9 protein-coding genes are annotated in these 21,943 nt (G+C 52.3%); 7 read left to right on the forward strand and 2 right to left on the reverse strand.

Annotated elements, in window-relative coordinates; genetic code table 11:
- Window positions 1-71: 71 nt before the first annotated feature.
- Window positions 72-14,417, reverse strand: coding sequence for a Tc toxin subunit A-related protein (locus AC1S52_RS29590; protein ID WP_482032646.1), 14,346 nt, complete (start codon window positions 14,415-14,417; stop codon window positions 72-74).
- 837 nt (window positions 14,418-15,254) lie between these two features.
- Here AC1S52_RS29590 and pyk point away from each other — a divergent pair.
- The 6 genes from pyk to rd all read left to right on the forward strand — a co-directional run bounded on the left by pyk (window position 15,255) and on the right by rd (window position 21,366).
- The gene (gene pyk, locus AC1S52_RS29595; protein WP_482032647.1) at window positions 15,255-16,676 is read left to right on the forward strand and encodes a pyruvate kinase; all 1,422 of its coding nucleotides are present in this window, start codon (window positions 15,255-15,257) and stop codon (window positions 16,674-16,676) included.
- A gap of 10 nt (window positions 16,677-16,686) precedes the next feature.
- Window positions 16,687-17,523, forward strand: coding sequence for an SOS response-associated peptidase (locus tag AC1S52_RS29600; RefSeq protein ID WP_482032648.1), 837 nt, complete (start codon window positions 16,687-16,689; stop codon window positions 17,521-17,523).
- A gap of 249 nt (window positions 17,524-17,772) precedes the next feature.
- On the forward strand, window positions 17,773-17,979 hold the full coding sequence (locus tag AC1S52_RS29605) for a hypothetical protein (protein WP_482028088.1): 207 nt from the start codon (window positions 17,773-17,775) through the stop codon (window positions 17,977-17,979).
- Window positions 17,980-17,981: 2 nt separating this feature from the next.
- Window positions 17,982-20,135: a polyphosphate kinase 1 gene (ppk1, locus tag AC1S52_RS29610; RefSeq protein WP_482028089.1), complete on the forward strand. Its 2,154-nt coding sequence runs from the start codon at window positions 17,982-17,984 to the stop codon at window positions 20,133-20,135.
- Window positions 20,136-20,261: 126 nt separating this feature from the next.
- Window positions 20,262-21,176 carry a hypothetical protein gene (locus AC1S52_RS29615; RefSeq protein WP_482028090.1) on the forward strand — a complete coding sequence of 305 codons (915 nt, stop codon included), beginning with the start codon at window positions 20,262-20,264 and terminating at the stop codon, window positions 21,174-21,176.
- Window positions 21,177-21,204: 28 nt separating this feature from the next.
- The gene (gene rd, locus AC1S52_RS29620; RefSeq protein WP_482028091.1) at window positions 21,205-21,366 is read left to right on the forward strand and encodes a rubredoxin; all 162 of its coding nucleotides are present in this window, start codon (window positions 21,205-21,207) and stop codon (window positions 21,364-21,366) included.
- Between the two features lie 70 nt (window positions 21,367-21,436).
- On the opposite strand, the gene AC1S52_RS29625 is transcribed toward rd, so the two are convergent.
- Window positions 21,437-21,568, reverse strand: coding sequence for a hypothetical protein (locus AC1S52_RS29625; RefSeq protein ID WP_482028092.1), 132 nt, complete (start codon window positions 21,566-21,568; stop codon window positions 21,437-21,439).
- 131 nt (window positions 21,569-21,699) lie between these two features.
- Between AC1S52_RS29625 and AC1S52_RS29630 the strand changes: the two genes are divergently transcribed.
- Window positions 21,700-21,943 (forward strand): NAD(P)/FAD-dependent oxidoreductase (locus AC1S52_RS29630; RefSeq protein ID WP_482032649.1); only part of this gene is annotated, 244 nt, incomplete at its 3' end.

Consider the following 21,943-nt stretch of genomic DNA (forward strand, 5'->3'; position numbering starts at 1 on the left):
CTCAAAGATTCCGGGGATCTAAACCTGTCCAGCCCTCCGAAGTCCTTGAGGCTGCGGAGGGCTAACGCTGATTACTTCATCAGGGCTTGTACCTGTTGCTTGAAGGAACCGCGATCGACTTTAGAAGTGTATTTCAGATGGATAACCACGTCTGTAATCCTTAACCGCCTGGTGCCGCCATCGACCAGGGAGGGATTGTTCTCCAGGGGGAGTTCAAACCGCCAGGAGGAGACAGCGCCCGTTCCTTCAAAGGGGAAGTAGCGATCGTCGAAGAAGAAGTCAAGGTCGGCGTGCATCCCGTAGTCTTCTGAGGGTCTGGAGACGGCAATTTGTTGATTTGCTCGCCAGTTGACCCGCAGGGTGTTGAAGTCGGGTTGGGTATCGGATGTGCCAAGCAAATAGCTGACGGCATTGCTATCGGGCACCAGCAGGGTTTTGTTGCTGGTCTGAATCAGGGTGGCATTTACCCCATCGTAGGCATTGATTTCGGTCTCCGCTTCGATGGAGATGGCGATCGCTTTGACCATGCGGCAGTAGTGACCAGGAAAATCGCGGTCAAACAACCGTTCGCTGAGGGTAAACTCACAGGCTCCCGTCTGCCTCAAAACGGCTAATGCCTCCGGGAAGGTGCGGTTCATGGAAATGGTTTTTTGAATGTCCTGGAAGCGGCTGTCCTGATCGAGATGGACTTTGTGCATCCGGCCGAGTTCTAACGCCAGGGACTCACCCGCCAGTAAACCTTTTCGGAGGCTATCCCAGTGACCGGGGGTAATAAATACCTGGGTGGTAGGCAGTTCAAATTGCAACCCTTTTTCTGCCGCTTTTGCCAGGTTGTAAGCCAGGTTATACGCCTGGAAGTACAGCCCAGTCAGTTTGCCGACCATCCAGTTGCGCAACTCAGCATTGGTAAACTTACTGCGGTGGAAGTCAGCAATTTCCTGGTGTTGCTGCATCTCTTTCTTGTGAACTGACAAATCTTCCTGGGCAAGTTGGAGGCGAAGATTTGCCATAGCAATCTGTTTCTGAATCTCCTTTAAGTCACATTCAGCCGTTTTTTCCTCCAACAACCATTCCTCATCTCGGCGCAGATACTCGCCCTCTTTATCACAGAGTGCGGCAGTGGCAGCAAAAACAGAGGCAACCCCATCCAGAGCCTCTTTTGTTCCCTTAAAAGCAGCACCAGCGTTCTCACCGCCCCACTCAAAGGTAATTACAGGACTGCCACCTACGCCAGAAGCACCCGTATTTGCATCTGGAAATGCTTCCATCAATTCGCCTAGGGTAGCAAAGACCTGTTTAGGTACTATTGTGAGTAGAGCCAGGGAAGCAAAGGCTTTGCCTGCTTGTTCGGCTGGAGAGCGAGGAGTTTTACGCAGGTTAACGAAGTGGTCATAGCGATATTGAATATTCTGTTCGCTCGACGTTAGCGCCTGGATCTCTTCCTTTGCCTGCGAGATCTCATATTCCTTCAGCTTAGTAGTCAGGGTGAGGATGTTGCGTGCGTGGGTATGTTCCAGGGCGCTCAGTTGACCGTCTTCCTTGCTTTCAATCGCAGACAGCAGTGCCGAACCCAGGTCTGTCACCATTGAAACAATGTCCTGTGCCCGCTCCAGCACTTTACCGTAACGATAGTGGGGCACACCAACGCTCATATCTGCCAGTCCTCCACTGACACCCAGTCCGGCGGCAACTGCCCGTACCAGAGCGGCAGGGTCGATGGGTGGCTGGAATAGGGAGAGTTGGCGGAAAATGCCTTCAATGTTCTGGCTGTGGCGGATTTTGTAGAGGCGGTCCTCCACCCGATCCCAGTAACCGATGAATTTTTCGTTTTCCGGTACGGAGAAGTTGGTCAGCAGGGTGCTGTAGGGATTGGGAGATACGGTAGTGCCAGTAGAGGAGGTTGGAGTCATTTCTTCCTGGGTGAGAAATTCGATCGCATCCGTCCTGTTACGCACAAAATCGTCATAGTTGCCGATCTCCTCCAGTTGACGTACCGATTTCGATTTGGGTTTGGGACCGAGCAGGTTAAATGCCAGCACGTAGAGCATGGCGGCTTCGTTGATCGACTCGCGGGTGTCCTGGGTAAACAGGGAGTCGCCCCAGTCCAGCAGGTTGTCGATGTATTTCATCACCACGGCTTTCTGGTAGGCAGTGGGACGCAGGGCTGCGATCGCGTGGGGGTCAAAGGGGTCTTCCCGGTAAACGGCAAGTGCCTCTGAGTTGGTCAGCAGATTTTTTAGCGTGGTGCTGCTCAAATTGCGGAACGGCAGGTATTGCCAGTAGTGTTGATTGCTGGAGCCAGATGGAGCCTGAGCCGTGGGGTTAAACAGGTAGTGATACCACTGTTGTGCCTCGGCAAACTTCTGGTTGGCGTTGAGCTGATTGGCAATCAGGAAGGGAATGTGGAAGAAGATTTCTTCGTAGTAGAGTCGGTAGTTGCCCTGGAAGTCGATCGTGGGTGGTAATGGATTGAGATTTCTAGGCACCAGGGTGGTATTGGGATCGTAGTTCGTCCAGAAATCCAGTTCCTTTTCCGCCTGGGATTCGGGGCTGATCATTTCATCGATGCCACCCGTGAACAGTTTTTGGCTGAGTTTGTAGACCGCATAGGTGTTTAGCCGCTCAAACTGGAACTGGACTTTGTTGGCAGGAACGGCATCAACGACGGGGGCTTGGTTTCTTTGGATATTGAAAGAAACCTTGACTGCGGGGGCATTGCCGCTGGTGGTGTTGGCGGTATCGTCAAAATTCCCCTGCATCAGTTCGGCGGCGGTGGGCACGGGTAATTCCTGATCGGATGCATTCAAAAACCGCGCCTTCACCAGAAATTGTTCGTCACCGACGTTAGCGATATACCACCCCGGACGATTGTAAACGTCAACCAGGGATGCTTCTCTGGTTCCCAACTTGCGGATCAAAAGCTTACTGGCATTTGACTCCTCAGGTAAGGCTGAAGCACTGACTACCAGATTCTGGTTCTGACCTGAGACTGCAAAATCGTTTAACGATAACCCTCCGGTTTGAGTCAATCTCAGAGCCACTTCTGGCGCACCAGAACTGGGTTTATAGCGGGTAAGCTGGACATCCTGGACTGTCAGGTTCGTCCCCCGATCAAGGGTCAGATTAAAACTCTGCTCCTGTAAGGTGTCACGGATGCTCTTGACCTGATCGCCATAGAAGATGATGATCCGCTCCCGTTGCCGCAGGCGATCGGGCAGGTCGCCCTGGAAAGCAATGGGCAGGGTCAGGGTCAACCCCTGAGACTTCACCAGCCGGATAGATGAGTTGGGTACCCAGCGATTGAGCGGCAGGCTAAATAAGCCATCCTGGACTGACCCCCGGTTTTTCCAGATGGTTGGAAGATCTGTTTTCACCTGGTTCCAGTGCTGGAACTCTGCCATCTGGGTAGTGAAGATCGAGTTTTCGGTGGGCTGTTGGCCAATCTCCAGGAGTTTGCCCTGTTCCAGGGAAGCTCCTGCCAGAGTTTGGTTGTTCACCACTGTAGTCAGTGTCGTGTCCCCTGCTTTGGCGCGGTAGACATCCACTCGATACCCACTGGGGTTTTTTGCCAGAGTCAGCGCCACATACTGCCAGGTGCCAGTAGCATCCAGACTGAATGCTCTCTCTTCGTTGCCCAGTTGAACTTTAAGGGTGATGGTCTTGGACTCCCATTTAGGTTGTTCTACCTCGGTTTTAAGTTGTTCCTGTACGGCTGTGAGGGCGGTTTCAACCGCTGTTTTAGCTTCAGTGCGTGATGTAGAGAGTAAATTGGCTGCTTCGTTGTCGAGATTGGTAGCAGCCGTCTCTAAAGCTTGAGCATCTGTCTCCAGGGTGGTTGCCTGATTTCTTAGAGTAGTTGCTTCGCTCTTGAGGGTAGCCTCTGCGCCAGTCAGGTTGTTCTTTTGAGGAGTAGCCAAATTTGCTAATTCGCGAACCTTAGTCGCTTTAGCACGGGTCAGGGGAGCTTCAGGGGATTTGGCAGTTTCCTGGGCAGTTGCCTGATCCTCTAGTTTTTTGGCTTCCTCGCCTAGCTTTGTCTTATAGTTATTGTCTTCTGGAAGACGGTCCGCTATCTCCTTAACTGTTTGGGCGATAGCGTCTTTATTGGTTGCCTCAGTGCGTTTATTGGTTGCCTCAGTGCGTTTATTGGTTGCCTCAGTGCGTTTATTGGTTGCCTCAGTGCGTTTATTGGTTGCCTCACCTGGTGCATTCACCGCAGTGTTGGTTTTAGTTTTTGCCTCAGTGATTTGTGTCAGAGTAATGCTGGTGGGAATTTCACCTAATCTGGCTTTTGCAGCATCGAATTTTGATTCTTTGACAGCATCGCTTGTTCCATCAGCCGCCCTGATCTCATCCAGCGCCGCCTGAACTTTTTCGACAGCGGTGCGGGTATCGTCTTCCCTTTGTTGGGCACCAGCGATCGCCGTGACGTTATTCGTCGCGGTGATCTTCAAACTGCCATTGTGGTAGTTCAGCAGGGTGAGCGATCGGGTTAACTCCTCCTGGGTAACGAGTTTGCGATCGACCAGGGGATCGTCGGTGGTGGCGAGGGAACCCTTAAAACCCTGGGGGTTGACATTGATAAAGTTGACCCAGAAGGACCAGGTCAGGTTCGCCATATTAAAGGGAGGCAGAAACACGGACAGGCGAGTCTGTTCACTGATTTCCAACACGTCTGGATTTGGGTCCTGCTGGGGCTGTGCTGGAGTTGTGAGTTGTGGGCTATTGCTAATGCTAAACGCCCGCTGAGCATAGAGCGCGTGCCACGTGGGTTTCCGGTATTCCTCCTCAGACAGTTCCAGATCAAGGGCGCGGTAGGTTTGGGGCGGCACCCAGGTCTTGCCAAAGTTGTAGTAGGAATATTTGACGGTCGCTTTCCAGAAATCTACCAACTCCTGCACGCGCCCCATACGGTTGTCATACAGATAATGTTCTGAGTCAATTGTCCATTCCTTTTCCCCTTTGCTGGGATCTAGCGCCCACTGGGTTCGTTCTAATCTGGCAATTTCTTCTTTGGTTAATTCTGCTTCCAGGGCACGGCGGGCACTCACCTGTTTGACGGCTTTGGCGAGATCTGCCCTGAAGGATGTCAACTGAGATGTCCCATCCCTGGCAATCGGATCATTGGTTTTGAGGTATCTCCCTCCACGACGATAATTGACATACTCGCCCAATAGAGACTTAAAATGTCCGTCTGTACGGATACGGTTGGCTATGGCATTGCGTTCTGTCAGGGTAAAGCCACCAGAAGCAGCGGCGTTGGTATACCGGGCAAGTTCATCGATCGCCTGCATGTCCGCAACTGTTATCTGCGGGTCGGCAAACACACTCTTCAATTCATCCACGGTGTAGGCATCACGAATTCTCTGGCTCAATCGGCGATCCTTAGATTGCTTCAATTTGGTGAATTCGGTCCAGAACAGAATCCACTTGCCAAAGGCATAGACGGGTGTCACAAAGTCAGCATTGATTGCCAGGTCGATTTTTTCCCAGGGTAGCCAGCGTTCCCCCTGGGCATTTTTGACCCGCTTCCGCATGTAGTAAATGCGGGGTTCGCTACTGGTGCGCCCAACCACCAGCAGGGTTTCATCTTGTTGTTCGGGCTTACGTTTGGGGTCATAATTGGAGTCCCCTGGTAGTTCCCGGTGGAAGTAGCTACCCACAATCCGTAGCTTTGCCAGTTCCGCAAACTTATCCAGATAGTGAATATAGGCGGCTTCCACTGACTCCTGAGCGATATCAGCTTGCAACAATTCCTGCTCTAGCTCCTGGAACTGGGCGGTTTTGGTGCGGCGCAGTTCTGGCTCAATGTAGTTTTCCGGGTACAGGAAGACCTTGCGGTTAGCTTCCCAGACACGGTAGTTTTTCACCCATTCCCATTCCGCCAGGGGAATTGTTGTGGCATCGACCTCGGCTTCCAGGTTCATCAAACACCGCTGCACATAAAGCTGGAGACTGGCGGTAGCCTGCACAATGCGGGAGGTTTCTACCTCGCTGCCCACCTGCATATCCAGCAGGAAGTATTCGTACAGAATATCCGCATCTTTTCTGCCCTTAAACTGGGGTCCCAGTTTCTTCATTGCCAGTGCCAGCAGGGCATTCCGCCTCTGGACTGCTAATTGATCGCGGATCGGCTGGTATGCCCGGTTCCAGTCCTCATCGTTGTAGTGCGATCGCAGCACCTTCAGCAGGGCATCGGCTTGCTGGCGATAGAGGGCAAAATCATTGGTGGAGCCAAACTGGCTGGTGTCAGACAACTGAAGCAAAAAGGCAATGTCTACCCGGAGGGAATGTGCCAGCTCAAAACAGGACTGCAACCAGCTCAAGGTTTCAATCTGGTTGGGGTTGCCCTCTCCTAAATAGGTCGCCAGGGTAATGATTTGGCGAGGTTCCCAACTGGTCAGATCGCCCAGTTGTTTGATAAAGGGATGATCCACACTGAGTTGGGTCTGGTCGATCGCCCCCAGAGAGAGTAAATCAATCAACCGCTGATCCGGTTCACTGGCTGAGGTGGCGGCTTCTGCGCCGTCTGCCTCCTCCGTTTCTTTAGCTTTCAAGGTAGCTTTGAATTGCTGGAAGCGGGACAGGCGATCGAGGTTGGGCAAGGTGGGTTGCAACAGATCGTCCAGAACCAGGGCGATCTTGTCGGGGTCAGGCTTTAACAGAAGCTCTGGCTTTTGCAGAAACGTCCTGGCTTCCGGAGCGCTGAACTCAAACTTCGCCAGCAGATACAGGATCTTGACCAGTTTGGCGACATAGAGGGACAACTCCGCTGGTACAGGAGAATCCGGTCCCTGGATGGTGTAGATCTGTTTGATAAAGGCAACGTCATCTATCGAAGTTTGGGGAGATTGCTGGTTCAGGTAGGCGATCGCCTCCTGGAGCAGGTCGGTTGACACGCCCAACATCTCCGTTAAACCCTGGGAAATTGCCTCGGACAGGGCTGCCTGTAACCGGGTCAGGGTGTCAAGTACCGTAGCCTTAATCTGCTCCTGAAGTTCTGCCCGTTGTTCCAGCACCGCCCGGATGCGTGCCCGTTTATTCAGAATGGTGGCGTTGGTGCGATCGCTGGCAGGCAGCGGGCGTAATAGTTTGTTATCGCTTAAGTCGATCGTGCTGAGAACCTGCCCATTGTCAGCAATCAATCCCTCCGTCTGGAGTGCAGCCAGAACGCTATCTCCCAGCCCCGGACGAATCCGCTCAAACTCCGCTCTCAAAGTGTCAAACTCCCGCATCCAACCTTCGGTGTTTGCCAGGTTTGCCAGTAAGCCGTTCAGATCCAGGGTAGATGGGTCACTGATGTTAACGGCGGCGATCGCCTGCACCCGTTTCTGGAGCAGGCTTAAATCAGCCAATTCAACCGGATTAATCACCGCTACCCACTGCTGATCCTGGAGGAACTTAAAGATATTGAGCGACTGTGACTGATTAATGACGGTGGTGGTAAACGACTCACCACTGACCAGGATATCTCTGGCTTCGTCTCGCAGTTGCTTTGCCAGGTTACGCAGGTTCGCTTCTGAAAAGACTGCCGCATTTTTCTTCACATCCTGGGCAAAAAAGACCAGATCCACCACGGTGATTTGACTGCGCTGCATCCACTCTGCCCGCTCGACCAGCTTCAACACATCCGCCAGGGTGTCTACGGAAGTCTGCTGCATGAAATTGAGTAGCAACAGCAGTTCTATCCCCGTAATCCCCAATAGTTTGGGCAGTTGGGTGAGGCGGTAAAGGGAGGTCAGGTAAGCGGTGTCCAGGTCAATGATGGTTTCGACACCGCTGAGATAGGCAACCAGCGTCACCAGTTCTTCACTGGACACCTTGAGGGCACCCATCAGCCGCGCCTGGATCTGGCGATCGCGGTTGGGGTTTTCCTGCCCCGTGATATCCCAGCGAATCGGCTGTGCCAGATGATAAGTCCAGGGTTGCACCTCCCCACCCAGATTGAATACCTGATCAAACAGGGTGGTGCCGTCCTCCCGTCCCGTGTACTTTAAGGGCGACCAGAGGGCAGTCAGGCGATCGATCGCCAGGTTGTGATCCTGCTTCAGGCGTTTGATTTGAGCCAGCCCATCCAGGGCAGTGGCATCTAAGGCAACGGGGTTGAGGGCATAGACGGGTAGGGCGTACAGGGATTGGCGCAGGGTTTGCAGTTGGCTGGCATCGGTAAACTGACCGTTGCGGTTGTTGGCTGACTGGTCAGAAATATTGATGCCGCTGGCTTGATCCAGATGCCACAGCAGATCCAGACCCGATGCGGTACCGTCTAAATCGGTGGCGCGATTGGCAAAAATTTCTGCCGCAGTCCGGACTCCAGTCCAGATCCGGAGCAGCAGAATGCGTCCATGCAGGTGATGTCCCGGTTCATCCTTTGACGCTCCATCGTGGAACTGTACCGGACCCGCTACCCCCCCTAAGGTAAACTGAGCGCTTTTTTGCGATAGTTGAGAACCCTCACCCACCGTGACCAGTTTGCCATCCAGGTAGCCCTTAATTGACTGGGGGCGCAGCTCATCCCGTCCATCCAGAGCAATCGCCGCGTGGTGCCACCGTCCTGACTCAATCCGGTCTGTTTTCAGCCGCCAGACCCGTTGCAAGCTGACGGGAGTGATCCACCAGTTACTCTCTTGCTCAACCGTCCACTGATCTCCCTGGTCAGGGGTGTTGTAGCCCACAAAGTAGAGTTCACTGTCGTAGACGTAGAGCAGCAAGCCCTGCTGATCATTCCCCTCCTGGTAAATTACCTGTTTGCGGTGGGAGATGGTCTTATCGTTGACCTGGAACCAAACCTCGATTGTGCGTTGCTGGCAAGGTTCCACTTCAGCCGGAGCAGCAGTCGTCGTCGAGCCAGTTGTGGTGGGAGTGGTCGAATCAGTCGTACTGGGAGTGGTCGAACTAACTGGAGCGGGATAGCGCACCGTCTGGTTGCCATCGAAGGACAGGACTTTCCGCTGCGATCGCCAGAATCCCGTGTCGGGCAAAGTGATACCAATCGAGCGGGGAAACTCCGGCAGGATAGTTTCTAGCTTGAGGGCATTGCCCTGGGAGGAGCGATCGCTCACCCTGCCGTCCTTTAAGTCTCCCAGCACCCAGTACCCCACCAGGGCAGGCGATGCCTCTGGTCGCTGAAACCGCCCCCTGGCAATCTGCTCTGTTGTGCGACCCCCGTTCCAGAGCCTTACTTCCTTAATCAATCCGACAAAGGAGGTATCCGTTTCACCACCTGTTCTACCAATTTCCAGATCCGTTGCATTCAGGCTGAAGTCTTCTGCTAAATCTGCCAGAGCGATCGCTTCAGGCACTCCATTAACCATGAAAGTGACCCTCTTGTTTTGAATCTGTACGGCAACATGGGTAAACTGAGCCGTGGCTATTACGGTTGAACCGACCAGCGGTGCACCAGCCGTTATCAGAGTGAGTTTCCCGGTTGCATCAATTCCAAACTCAAGGCTGGTAGCTTCGCCATTCGATGAACCACTGAGGCTAAGAATGGGTGTGGGAATCCTGGTTGGTTTAACCCAGGCTTCGATCGTCAGTTGCGTCAGATTGAGGGCTTGCTGGAACTGCCCTGTCAGGTATTGCTGCCCGTTTAAGGGTAAAGCCGTGGGGTTGAGGGGACGCTGGAATAGGGGAAAACGGGCATCACCCTGAGACCAGCGCAGTTGGTTTGCCTGGGTATCTACTGCCCGAAATAGGGATTCATCCACCTGATGGCGATCGCGGGCGGCGGTTTCGCTCCACTGCTGTGGCTCATAGTCCTGGGGCAAGATATTACGGCTGACCTTAACATCCGCCAGATACTTGGAACCCTTCTCGCTACCCCAGAAACCAATGGTGCCTGCGGTCAACCGGGCATTTTTAGGAGTGGGTGGCGTACCATCATCATGGGCAATAATTTGAAACTGCGTGGGTTCTGGCGTGCCATCCTGCCAGACCTTAGTGCGGATCGTGGTGCGGGAACCAGTTCCTTTTGCCTCAATCAGGAAGCAGTACCAGGTATCGGCTAGAAACGGGAAGTTCCGAGTCAGATTTTGGGTTTCCTCCACTTTCTTGTCGGGCCAGGGATGGGGTAGGAGAACAAATCTCTGATTGCTGCCATCCCAGCGCAGTTTGTGGTAGCGATCGTGTTTCAAATCCCGGTAATAATTGGTCTCGGTGGCTCCGCTGACAAACTGGCTGAAGAAACAAACGCCGATTCCCACCTCCCGAATATTTTCGCCGGGAAGTAGGGTGGCTAAAAATTTGCCGGTGAAGACGTAATCATTCCAGTTCAGCGCCTCCGGCAGATCGTAATGGGCATGAATGTCTTTGCCCCTGGACTCGGTGGCAAGGGCAGAGATCCCCGCTGCCTGCCGGATCTCAAACAGGTTAGGAGCTTCATCAAAGGTATTGTCTCGCCCGGTGCCACGCCATTTGGGGGGAAGCTGAGTGGATGCCTGGAAATTCTCAGCCAGCAGAAAATCAATGACCCGTAACTGGTCAAAGTATTTTGTCCCGCTGCCGGATGCCCAGATCCCAACCGTGCCCGTCTGGAGGCGAATACTGCTGCGATCGCAAGCTGCCATCTGAAAGCCCGTGGGTTCCGCTGCCCCTTCCTGCCACACCTTCGCCCGGATCTCGGTGCGGTTTTCGGTCTGGTTCGACGTTACCTGGATTGAAAAGCGGTACCAGATATTCACTTCAGGGATGACCGTCGAAACGATCTGGTCTTGAGTGTCACTGAGGCTGCGGAGAGGCTGTACCCCCTGGGGATTTGCCGTCAGGTAAAAGGCTGGATGTTCCCTGTCTCGCTTGAGGGCGTAGTACTGATCCATGCCGTTGGGGTACTGGCTTAATACTGTCACCCCAATTCCACTGTTCGCATCGGTGATACGGATTCTGCCTTCGTAGATGTAATCTTTCCACTCCATCACCCTGACCGTAGCCGGGGAGTAATGGGAATGGATGTTGTTCAGGGTCGAGTCGGTTCCCAGAACCAGACTACCTGGAATGCCACTGACTGGAATTCGTCTAAACAGCCGATCGCTGCCAATTGGCTGAATGCGATCGCCGCGATCGCTCCAGTTTTCCGGTTCTGGCATTTGGGACTTCGTCTCAAAGTTAATATCTAGCTTCAGGTCGGCAGGGGTCGGTTTAGCAATCGATGTACTCCAGACCCGCAGATTGTCAAACTGGCGGGAACCCGTGCTGCTGCCCGTACTCCATACCCCGACCGTACCCGTTTTGAGCCGAATATCCGGGTTGTCATCGGAGGCAGATAATTGGAAGTCTGTGGGTTCGGTGGTGCCATCCTGCCACACCTTTGCCTGAATCAAGGTTTGATCCGTATCTTCCCTATCCTCCACCCGGATCAGGAAGTGATACCAGGTATTGGGCACAGGCTGGACCCCAGATACGGTGGTATTACGCTCAGAGTCAGTACTCTTGAGCGTTTGCACCTTCTCCGGATGGGCAGAGAGATGGAACTTCGGTTGGGTAGCATCGCAGCCGAGGCGATAGTACTGATTTTTGTTCTCTGGATAGCGACTGAGAAAGGTAACCCCTACGGCTGCGCCATCTGCGGCAATCCGCATTCTGCCCTGGTAGAAGTAGTTTTTCCAGTCCAATGCCCCCTCTTTCGAGTAATGGCTGTAGAGATTCTTGAGTGCGGCATCGTTCTTGGTGGTTTCCAGGGCAATCTGGCGGTTTTGCAGGCTACCCCGAAACTCATTGTCATGCTGTGCTCCGGCATAGTCTTTGACCAGCCACTCAGTTCTTCCGTTTGGATCAGAGGAGCCAGAGCCTTCATCCAGGGGGAAATAGGCAATCAGGTCGGGGGTGATGGTCGGTGCAAGGGGGCGATCGCGTTCAATTTCCCTGGCAGATCGTGCCGTTTTCCAGAGCCGCAGATCGGTCACCTGTCCGGCAAAGAAGTATTGGTCTTTCGTATCCTTCGGGATATAGCGATCCTCAAATCGGGTCACCTGACCTTCTGCCAGCCCACCCAGACAGACTGCCCCAACGGGACTCAGGCGCAACCCCGCCGGAACCTGTACGGGAGCCGTTTTCGGGGTCGTCCCATCCCAGAGATAAACCTGGGACTCGACCACACCCACGGGCAGCGGTTTGGTGGCACTGGCAGGAAATTCGTTATGGGTAATTGCCAGGTGATACCAGGTGTGGTCGTTAATCAGATCCGTACTCTTATACAGAGCAGATTGGAAAGCATCTCCCTTCAGGTTGTTGCTCCAGCGCAGCACATACACATGCTTCTGAAACAGGTAAATGCTTAACCCGCCTTCCCGGTCCCCCTGGGTCAAAATGAGCTGCTCCCGAGGGGAGTTGATTTGGGTGGGATTAAACCAGAATTCCAGGGTCCACCGATCCAGTCTGCCCAGTCCCCAGTTTTTCTGGTTGCGAATCACCAGGACATCATTCTCCCCATCCAGATCCAGCGCCGTTCTTCTGGGACTGTCTGCGGCGGCGGGTAACAGTAACTCGGTGGGTACGGGCTGCGGCAGAGCAACTGGTACAGCCTGATTGGGACTGGATACAAGCAGGGGATCCAGCACCAGATCGCAGGCGACCCAGCGAGGTTGGGTGACTAAACCATTGCCCGCGATGGTGCCATGATTACCCTGGGTGGACAGATCGGTGAGGGTACTGTCAATGGTTTCGGTCAGAGTCCAATAGCCCAACAGGTTCTCGCGTTGGGCTGGTTGGGTGAAGCGGCGGTAGCGATCGCCATCAATCTGCTCCTGAGTGCGGACACTATTCCAGACCCGAACTTCCTTGATCATTCCAGCAAAGTAACTATCCCCCAGATCTGCCCCAATCCGCAAATCTTCCCCAATCGCTGCGATCGCCCGTCCTGCCAGCACCTCCTTCTGGTCAGGCTTGCCGTTGATATACAACTGGATCGCCTGCTCAGTGACAACGACGGCAATGTGGGTAAAAACCCCGGTTGGAATGGAATACACACTGCTGATCTGGATTGGTTCACCAGTTGCAGGTTTGCCATAGAAGGCAAGCTGATTGTCGGCAGTGATCCACACCATGAAGTGAAGCTGCTGATCCGACTCACTCCCCTTGCTCAAAATCACATTTTTGCCAGAACGGGAGGGGTTGATCCAGGCTTCAATCGTGAACGTTTTCTGATTCTGGTTTAGTTGGGGTGCTCTACAGGCAACATAATCATTGATCCCGTCAAACTGAAGGGCGGTTTCAGGCGTGTAGGGGTTGCCCAGCGATCGCAATGCCCAGTCCAAATCTGCAAATGACCAGTCCAGTTTGCGGGCGAGTCTGACAAAGCGATAGATCCGATCCAGCTTTTGATTACTGAGATTAAGCAGGTGGTCATAGGGCTTTTGGGGATCCTGGGTGTTGGGGGCGATCGTCAGATAACCCTTACCATCATTCACATTGTTAATAAAGAACAGCCGTGACAACCCAGCATTCACCTCATGCCGATCCAGATCTTGAAACAGCAGTTCATTCAGTTGCTTGCGGGTTAACCCTGTTTGCTCTAGAAAGACATCAACATTTTCTAAGCCCTGGATTCCCGTTAAGGGCACATTTCCGTAGTGTTTCGATAAGTTCTGTTCCGTGGAAAGTTCTGAAATAATTAAGCTAAACTCCTCAGCCGAGAGTTCTAAAATCTCTCGAGTTATCAGAGTTTGATTGGCTGCACTGGTCTGGGATTTAGAGGGTCTTTCAAAGGTTTGATAGATCTGGACTAAACTGGTTTTGAGTTGGTTTAAATAGCTACGGATTTCAGTCAAGGGCAGATGGAAGGGTAACGAGATGGGAAAGATCTCATGGGCAACCACTTCATAAACATCTCGTTCTGCTGTACTTGCGGTTTTAACAAAGACTTCTAATAGTTCATTCACCAGATCAATATAGGGAATCAGATCACTGGTGTTGTCTCCATCCAGGCGAATTCTTGCCAGATCAGGTCTGCGCTCCTTCAACGTACAGTTTTTGGCAACTTTTGGATTCTTTTGAGTAATGTTCTGTTCAACAAACCGCATTAAATCGACGAAATAAGCCGCTGGACCAAAGATCGATCGATAGTGGTCACATTCAATAAAATCCAGATTGCCAAATAGCTTGCTGTATTCGGGAATGGACTCCTGCTTTTCAATAAATTTAGCGGGTAAGTCCTGGGGCAAGTTATTGAACAGCGTTTGCTTGAAATGGGGGGAAACCGCATCTTTGATATTGCCCCACATTAATATTGCTTTTTCTTGAAGATTAACGGCTGTCCGATAAATCTGTCTGGCTTCCCGCTCCCCTCCTATCAGATCATGTCCATACTGCTGAACAAAATCATCCTCTTTGAATGCGGTAATTTTTGTAATCGAGTTTAAGTCGGGATGGGCCTCTTTGAAACGCTCCAGGGTTTCTCGCATAACCGTTTGAATTTCAGCAACCATGATTTCAGAATCCTTGAACAGTAATTACAAAAAGTGCAGGCGATCGCGAACAAAAAATCTCAACCCAATTGACCGTGGGCTTCTCTGCCACCACGGATTGCCAACTTCCCCCTGTGAGTCATCAATTTTGCCTGTGTTGCTATCGATAACTTAGAACGGAGAAGTAAAGCGATTTCTTCAAAAGAAAATGCCCGTCCGACGTTGGTAATTTAGTTTTCAGAAATCACCTACAGCCATTTTTATTTGGGTATGCCACACCGATTCATTCCTTCGCATTAATCGAAAGGCATTGCCTCTGGGGCACTCGTCTGAAAACCGCTGTAAATCAGTCCGAAGTTTGGCAAGAGCAACGTACTGGACAAACTGGGGTAAAGTGGGATCCTTTCAAATATGCTCTCAGAGATATAAAATAAGTGTTCAACCATATTTGAGATTTGTCTACCAAGTTGGCAAAAATAAAACAAACGTTTACAAACTGCTGGTGTTGCCATAGCAGATGTTAGATGTCAGGTGCATTGACGTTCTTCTGTGCAGCTTCGTTGGTAGAGCTGATCCTAGAGAGAATTCTGAGTTTGGAGGGGAATACTGATGTCATGGATATGTCCTATCTCAGTCAATCTATGATTAAGTATTCAACCCATGTTTCTTGTAGTTAGTCTTTTTGTAGCTTTTGTAGCGGGTTCATGAGGCCTTGGCATTTCCAATTCGGATCAAACGCAACTATTTGAATCATTATTAAACCCCATTAAACCCTTCAAGTCGGTCGTCTGGAAGACAGGAGAATCGAACCACTTCATTTAGGATTGGGAGCATGACTCCCCATTCGCTGATTTGCCTATGCGCCCCCTCAGCCACCGAACGAAGATTGTTGCTACGATTGGTCCCGCCAGTTGCTCTCCAGAGATGCTTAAGCACATGGTTGAGGCTGGCATGAGTGTAGCGCGGCTCAACTTCTCCCACGGAAGTTATGAGGATCACGCTCACACAGTTACCCTCATCCGTTCTGTTTCTCAAGCATTGAAGATACCGATCACCATTCTGCAAGATTTGCAGGGACCGAAGATCCGCGTTGGGGAAATGCAAAACGGTGGTATCCAATTGGTGGAAGGTGCCACCCTGACGCTGTTGCCTGTGGATCAGTTTGAGCATGAGCCAGGCACCGTGGCGATCGACTATCCCTACATTGCCGAAGAAGCCATCCCCGGAACCCAGGTGCTTTTGGACGATGGCTATTTGGAATTAGAAGTCAAAAGTTTGCAAGGATCGGCAGTGTTGTGTGAGGTCGTGAAGGGTGGCACCTTAAAAAGCCACAAGGGAGTTAACTTCCCCAGCTTAAACCTGCGCCTCCCTTCTCTAACCGAGAAGGATCGGCAGGATGTGGCATTTGGAATTTCGGTAGGCGTGGACTGGGTATCGCTCAGCTTCATTCGGACGGCAGAGGATGTGCGCACGTTGAAGCAATTGCTGGCAGAAGAGGGGGCTGCGGAGACTCCTGTCATTGCCAAACTGGAAAAACCCCAGGCAATAGCGAACCTGGAGGAAATTTTGGATGAGTGTCAGGCTGTGATGGTGGCAAGGGGCGACCTGGGGGTGGAGGTCAGCCCAGAGAAAGTACCCAGAATTCAAAAACATATTATTCGCCGCTGCAATCAAAAAAGTATTCCGGTCATCACCGCAACTCAAATGCTGGAAAGTATGATTCAAAATCCCCGTCCCACCAGGGCTGAAGCGAGTGACGTTGCCAATGCCATTCTGGATGGTACAGATGCAGTGATGCTTTCTGGCGAAACAGCGATCGGGAGCTATCCCGTAGATGCGGTCAAAATGATGGCACGTATTGCCCACGAGGTCGAAAAAGACCTGCGGTTTGTCAATAATCCACCCGATGGCAACGAGGCGACCTATGCCATCTGCGAGGCACTCAACGTGATCGATGAGAACTTGGATCTAAACTGCATTGTTGCCCTGACCAATACAGGCTTTACTGCCCGCCTTGCCGCAGGAGAGCGCCCCAGAGCACCCCTGGTGGCAATGACACCCTGCCCCAGGGTGTACCATCGCCTGAACCTGATCTGGGGAGTCAGCCCCTTTCTACTTGAGGAGGAAACCGATCAATTTGAGGACGTGGTTAACCAGGTTGAACAGTGCTTGAAAACTCGAAATTTGGCAGCAGCGGGCGATCGCGTCCTGATTATGGGCGGCATCCCCATGCGCACCACCGGAGGCACGAACTTTCTTAAAATTCATAAGATGGGATAGCGGGTGGTCGGTGGTAGGTGTTTCCCTGGTTACTAAGCTCCAGATTAGTAACTTCCCTCAAGCTCCAGCTTCCCGAATTCAGACAGAAGCTGGAAGCTGGAGCTTCCAGGTCAACGTTACCAGGCTGGAGCCTGGTAACGAGGATCTCCCCATCCCCCTCTCCCTCTCTCCCCATCCCCCTCCCATGTGCGGACGCTTCAGCCAAAGCAAAACAGCCGAATTCCTTGCCAGGGCATTTCAACTGGCAGCCCTGCCTGAGTGGCAACCCCGTTACAACATTGCGCCAACCCAATTGGTGCCAACGGTCGTTCACTTGCCAGAACAGTCTGAGCGGCAGTTCAGGCTTTTGCGGTGGGGTTTGGTGCCCAGTTGGTCGAAGGATCTGGCGATCGGTGCCAGATTGATTAACGCCCGTGCCGAAACGGTGGCTGAAAAACCATCTTTCCGGGCAGCCTTCAAGCGGCGACGGTGCCTGATCCTGGCGGACGGGTTTTATGAATGGCAACGCCAAAACGGCAAAAAACAACCCTACTACTTTCAGATCACAGACCATCAACCCTTTGCCTTTGCCGGACTGTGGGAGCACTGGGAGACAGAGGAAACCGTGGTTGAGTCCTGTACGATTATTACAACTGAGGCAAATGAGGTGTTGCGATCGCTCCATGATCGGATGCCCGTCATCCTTCCTCCCGAAACCTACGATCAGTGGCTTCACTCATCCACCCCAGTCGAACAACTCCAGGCTTTACTGCATCCCTATGACCCAGAATCCATGCAAAGCTATCCCGTCAGCACCTTAGTCAACAGCCCATCCCACGAAAACCCTGACTGTATCAAGCCTCTCTAGTACTAAGATTGGGTACAAGGGGGGAGTTGTTGGTTGGTAGAAGGTGGTCATTAGTCATTGGGCACTTTCACTTCATCCTTCGTCCTTCCTACATGTCATTGGTCATTGGTCATTGGGTATTTACAGATAACAAACAAAGGAGTCCCCCTACCCATTACCTTCACAACTCTCAACCCTCAACTCTCAACCCTCAACTCTCAACCCTCAACTCTCAACTCCCGATACCCACCTTCTTACCCCTCACTCTTAATGAACAGCGACCAACTCGCCCGTTACATCGAAGCAACGAATAGTATTTCCAAGCCGTGGCTGTTGGTGCAGCTTCGTGTCAAGAAATTGCAGGAGGGCAAGGATGATATGCCGGAAGCTGAGTACCTGCAACAATTAGAAGACCTTCACAAGGACTTGATGAACCTGGGCGAATGGTGGGTTGGTATCGAAGATGAGGTGTTTTAGGCATGGCCCGCCGTAAAAAACCACCGACGACTGAGATTAATCTGGCGGATCCCCAGTACTACTTCAACCGCGAAGCCAGTTGGCTGGAGTTTAATAACCGGGTGCTGCATGAAGCCTTTGACCCCCGCACGCCATTGCTGGAGCGACTCAAGTTTCTGGCAATTTTTAGTGCCAACCTGGATGAGTTTTTCATGGTGCGGGTGGCGGCATTAAAACAACAGGTAGAAGCCCAGGTGACGAAATTAACCCCAGATGGGAAGTCACCCCAGGAACAGCTTGACCTGATTGGGCAGCGCTTGCGTCCGATGGTGATGAAGCAGCACCAACACTTTGAGCAGGCGCTACGTCCACTTCTGGCAGCCCAGGGCATTCATTTACTGGACTATATCGATCTGAATCAGGAGCAACGCACCTACCTGCAAAGTTACTTTGAGGAGCAAATTTTTCCAGTGCTGACACCACTGGCGATCGATCCTGGGCATCCCTTTCCCTACATTTCCAACCTCAGCGTCAATCTGGCAGTAGTGATTAAAGATCCCGTGACCGGCGAAGACCTCTATGCCAGGGTAAAAGCGCCCAACATTTTACCCCGTTTTTTGCCGTTGCCGGAGGAGTTACGGGTTCAGCAGAAGGATGTGCCCGCCATCTGGACGGCAGTTCCCCTGGAGCAGGTGATTGCCCACAACCTGGAGTCCCTCTTTCCGGGTATGAACATCCAGGAATACTATCCGTTCCGCATTACCCGCGATACGGACCTGGAACTGGAAGAAGATGAGGCAGATGATTTGCTGCTGGCGATCGAACAGGAGTTACGCAAACGGCGCTTTGGTGGTTCCATCGTGCGCTTAGAAGTCCACACTTCTACCCCCGAAGTAGTGCGGGAAATGCTGCGTCAGGAGATGGATTTAAGCGAAAACGATGTCTATGAAGCAGAAGGAATTCTTTGCCTGCGCGACCTGTTTGCCTTGACTGACCTGCCGCTACCTGAACTGCGTGACCCGGTCAGGACTTCGACAGTGCCCTCGCGGTTGCGCAAAGGAGGGGATTTTAGTAGTGAGGATGGTCCGATTGAGCTGGAAGAGGACTTTTTTGCGGTTCTCCGCAAGCATGATGTGATGGTGCACCATCCCTATCACTCCTTTTCCAGCACAGTGCAGCGGTTTATTACCCAGGCAGCCTATGACCCCGATGTGCTGGCAATTAAAATGACCCTTTATCGCACCTCTGGCGATTCACCCATTGTCAATGCGCTGATTGCAGCGGCAGAAAATGGCAAGCAGGTGTCTACTCTGGTCGAGTTGAAAGCCCGGTTTGATGAGGAAAATAATATTAACTGGGCACGCAAACTGGAGAGTGTGGGTGTCCATGTGGTCTACGGTCTGGTCGGCTTAAAGACCCACACGAAGGTGGTGTTGGTAGTACGACGAGAAGACGGACGCATTCGACGCTATGTCCATGTGGGCACCGGCAACTACAACCCCAAAACGGCTCGTCTCTATACAGATGTGGGGTTGTTAAGCTGTCGTGAGGAGCTAGGGGCAGATCTGACAGATTTGTTCAACTATTTGACCGGCTACTCTCGCCAGCAGTCCTATCGCCGCTTGCTGGTCGCCCCGGTCAGTTTACGCGATCGCATGCTTGCCCTGATTCGGCGTGAGATTACCCACGCCCAGGAAGGACACCACGCCCGCATCGTTGCCAAAATGAATTCCCTGATTGACCCTGCCATCATTACCACCCTTTATCAGGCATCCCAGGCAGGGGTGCAAATTGACCTGATTGTGCGCGGTATGTGTTGTTTACGTCCGCAGCTACCGGGCGTTAGCGATAACATTCGCGTCGTCAGCATCGTTGGACGCTTCCTAGAGCATTCGCGCATCTTCTACTTTCATAACCAGGGCGAGGAAGAAGTCTTCATCGGCAGTGCTGACTGGATGCCGCGCAACCTAGATCGGCGGGTCGAAGCGGTAGTACCGATTGAGGACAAAGCGATCGCCAAAGATCTCGAGGAAATTCTCGGCATCATGCTGGCAGACAACCGACAGGCATGGGACTTACAGCCCGACGGTCGCTATGTCCAGCGCCGTCCCACCGGAGACAGCCCAGAACAGAGTTCTCAACGGATTTTAACCGAGATGGCGCATCAGCATGGGTAAGCCACCTGTTCCAATTTATTAAGAGAAGTGCTTCCTAAGTAGAAGGAATTGTTATCTGCTGCCACAATGATCTGCAAGGCGCAAGGGTTGGTTTAAAAGCCTACAGCTACTTACGGGACGTTTGTGATGCCGAACAATCCGCTGTTTTACCCATTGGCTGATTCGGTGAAAGTAGGGGACTTTCGTGACCAGGTGCAGATTGCCCTGGCGATCGCAGATGCCCCCATGCTGAAATCACTGTTGGCAGACTGCATTCCCCCCATCGTAGACGCGAACCATATTCGGACAATTTCGACGGAAATTGGAGTGCCGACCAATCACCAGCAAGCAGCCGATGGCGTTTTACAGTTTGAGGCAGTCAAATGTGTGCTGGCAGATTCCCAGCAGCCAGTCGAATTGCGATCGACCCCAAGCGGTTGGGCGCGTGATAGCCGGGAACTGGCAAAGCTAACCCGCCATGAATCAGAAATGCAAACGCTGGGGCAAAATCTAGCCTTAGCACCTACGGTTTCCCTCCTGGCAGAGTCGGGCTTTGTCCCCAAACAAGTGGAAGATATTCTGCGGTTGCCCCACGATGCCTGGTACAAGTCATGGTGGTATACGATCGATGCCAATGGTCACTTCACCATTCCATTCCTCCGCCACATGCGTACTCTGCATTATCCCGATGGCACCCTTACCCTCCAGTACAAAGACTTTTTTGAGCAAGACAAACCGACCTGCTTTACCTGTCTGGCTCAAAGCGTTTTAGTCGTGGTTAAACTGGATGGTCAGGGCTTTGGTGAAACGTTGAAGCAAATTAACTACCAGCGCGAGGCATTGGGGATTCGGCAGGCAGTGCTGATTTGCAATACTATTTCTGAAATGGAGGCACGGGGATGCATTAGTCAGAACATCAGCGTGTATCCGGCAGTAGAACTGGTGCTACCAACGCGATCGGACTGTACCCACTGTGGGCGTAAAGAATGTGCCATGAATGGGCGAGAAAACTCTCCTGTTGCCATGTGCTATGGTTACTTACCGGAAAGTGAGTTTGTTTAGACATCGGTGATCCAGGAGTTTACTAAACATGCGTTACATTTGTACCGTTTGTGGATATGTCTATGATCCAGAAGAGGGCGACCCAGACAGCGGAATTGAACCCGGCACTGCATTTGAAGACATCCCCGCAGACTGGGTCTGCCCCGTTTGCGGAGCCACAAAGGAGGACTTTGAGCCAGAAGAGGTGTGAGGTGTCAGGTGTCAGGTGGTCAAGTTAACGTAGTTGGTTGTTAGTTACAGGATGTGCAACTCATTTGCCCTCATCCCCACCCTTCTCCCCGATGAGAAGGGCTTTCAGACATTTGCTGTCCCCTCGAAAGGGCTAGGGTGTAGCTTGCCTGCCAAAGGGTGGGCAGTTCTTGCAGGCATTTCAGCAAAGTCGCCCATCGCATTATGTTGTTGGTGATTAGAAGGTCAATCTCACAACCAACCATTCACCTCCGATTACCCATTACCCATTACCCACCCTCTAACTCTCAACTCTCAACTCACCCCCTCCCTCCTCCTATCCCCTAATTCTCTGTTGCCTAATCAATCCCTAAATGTTGTTGTCATCGGTGGGGGAGCGGCTGGATTCTTTGCCGCGATCGCCTGTGCTGAGAGCCATCCCCACACCAGAGTTACCTTACTGGAAGCTTCTCGCCAACCCTTGTCGAAGGTGCGGATCTCTGGTGGAGGGCGCTGTAATGTGACCCATGCCTGCTTTGACCCTGCCCTGCTGGTGCAACATTACCCCCGTGGTGGCAAGGCTCTACGGGGAGCGTTTA

It is taken from the genome of Kovacikia sp. CALU 1929 (assembly GCF_056784235.1).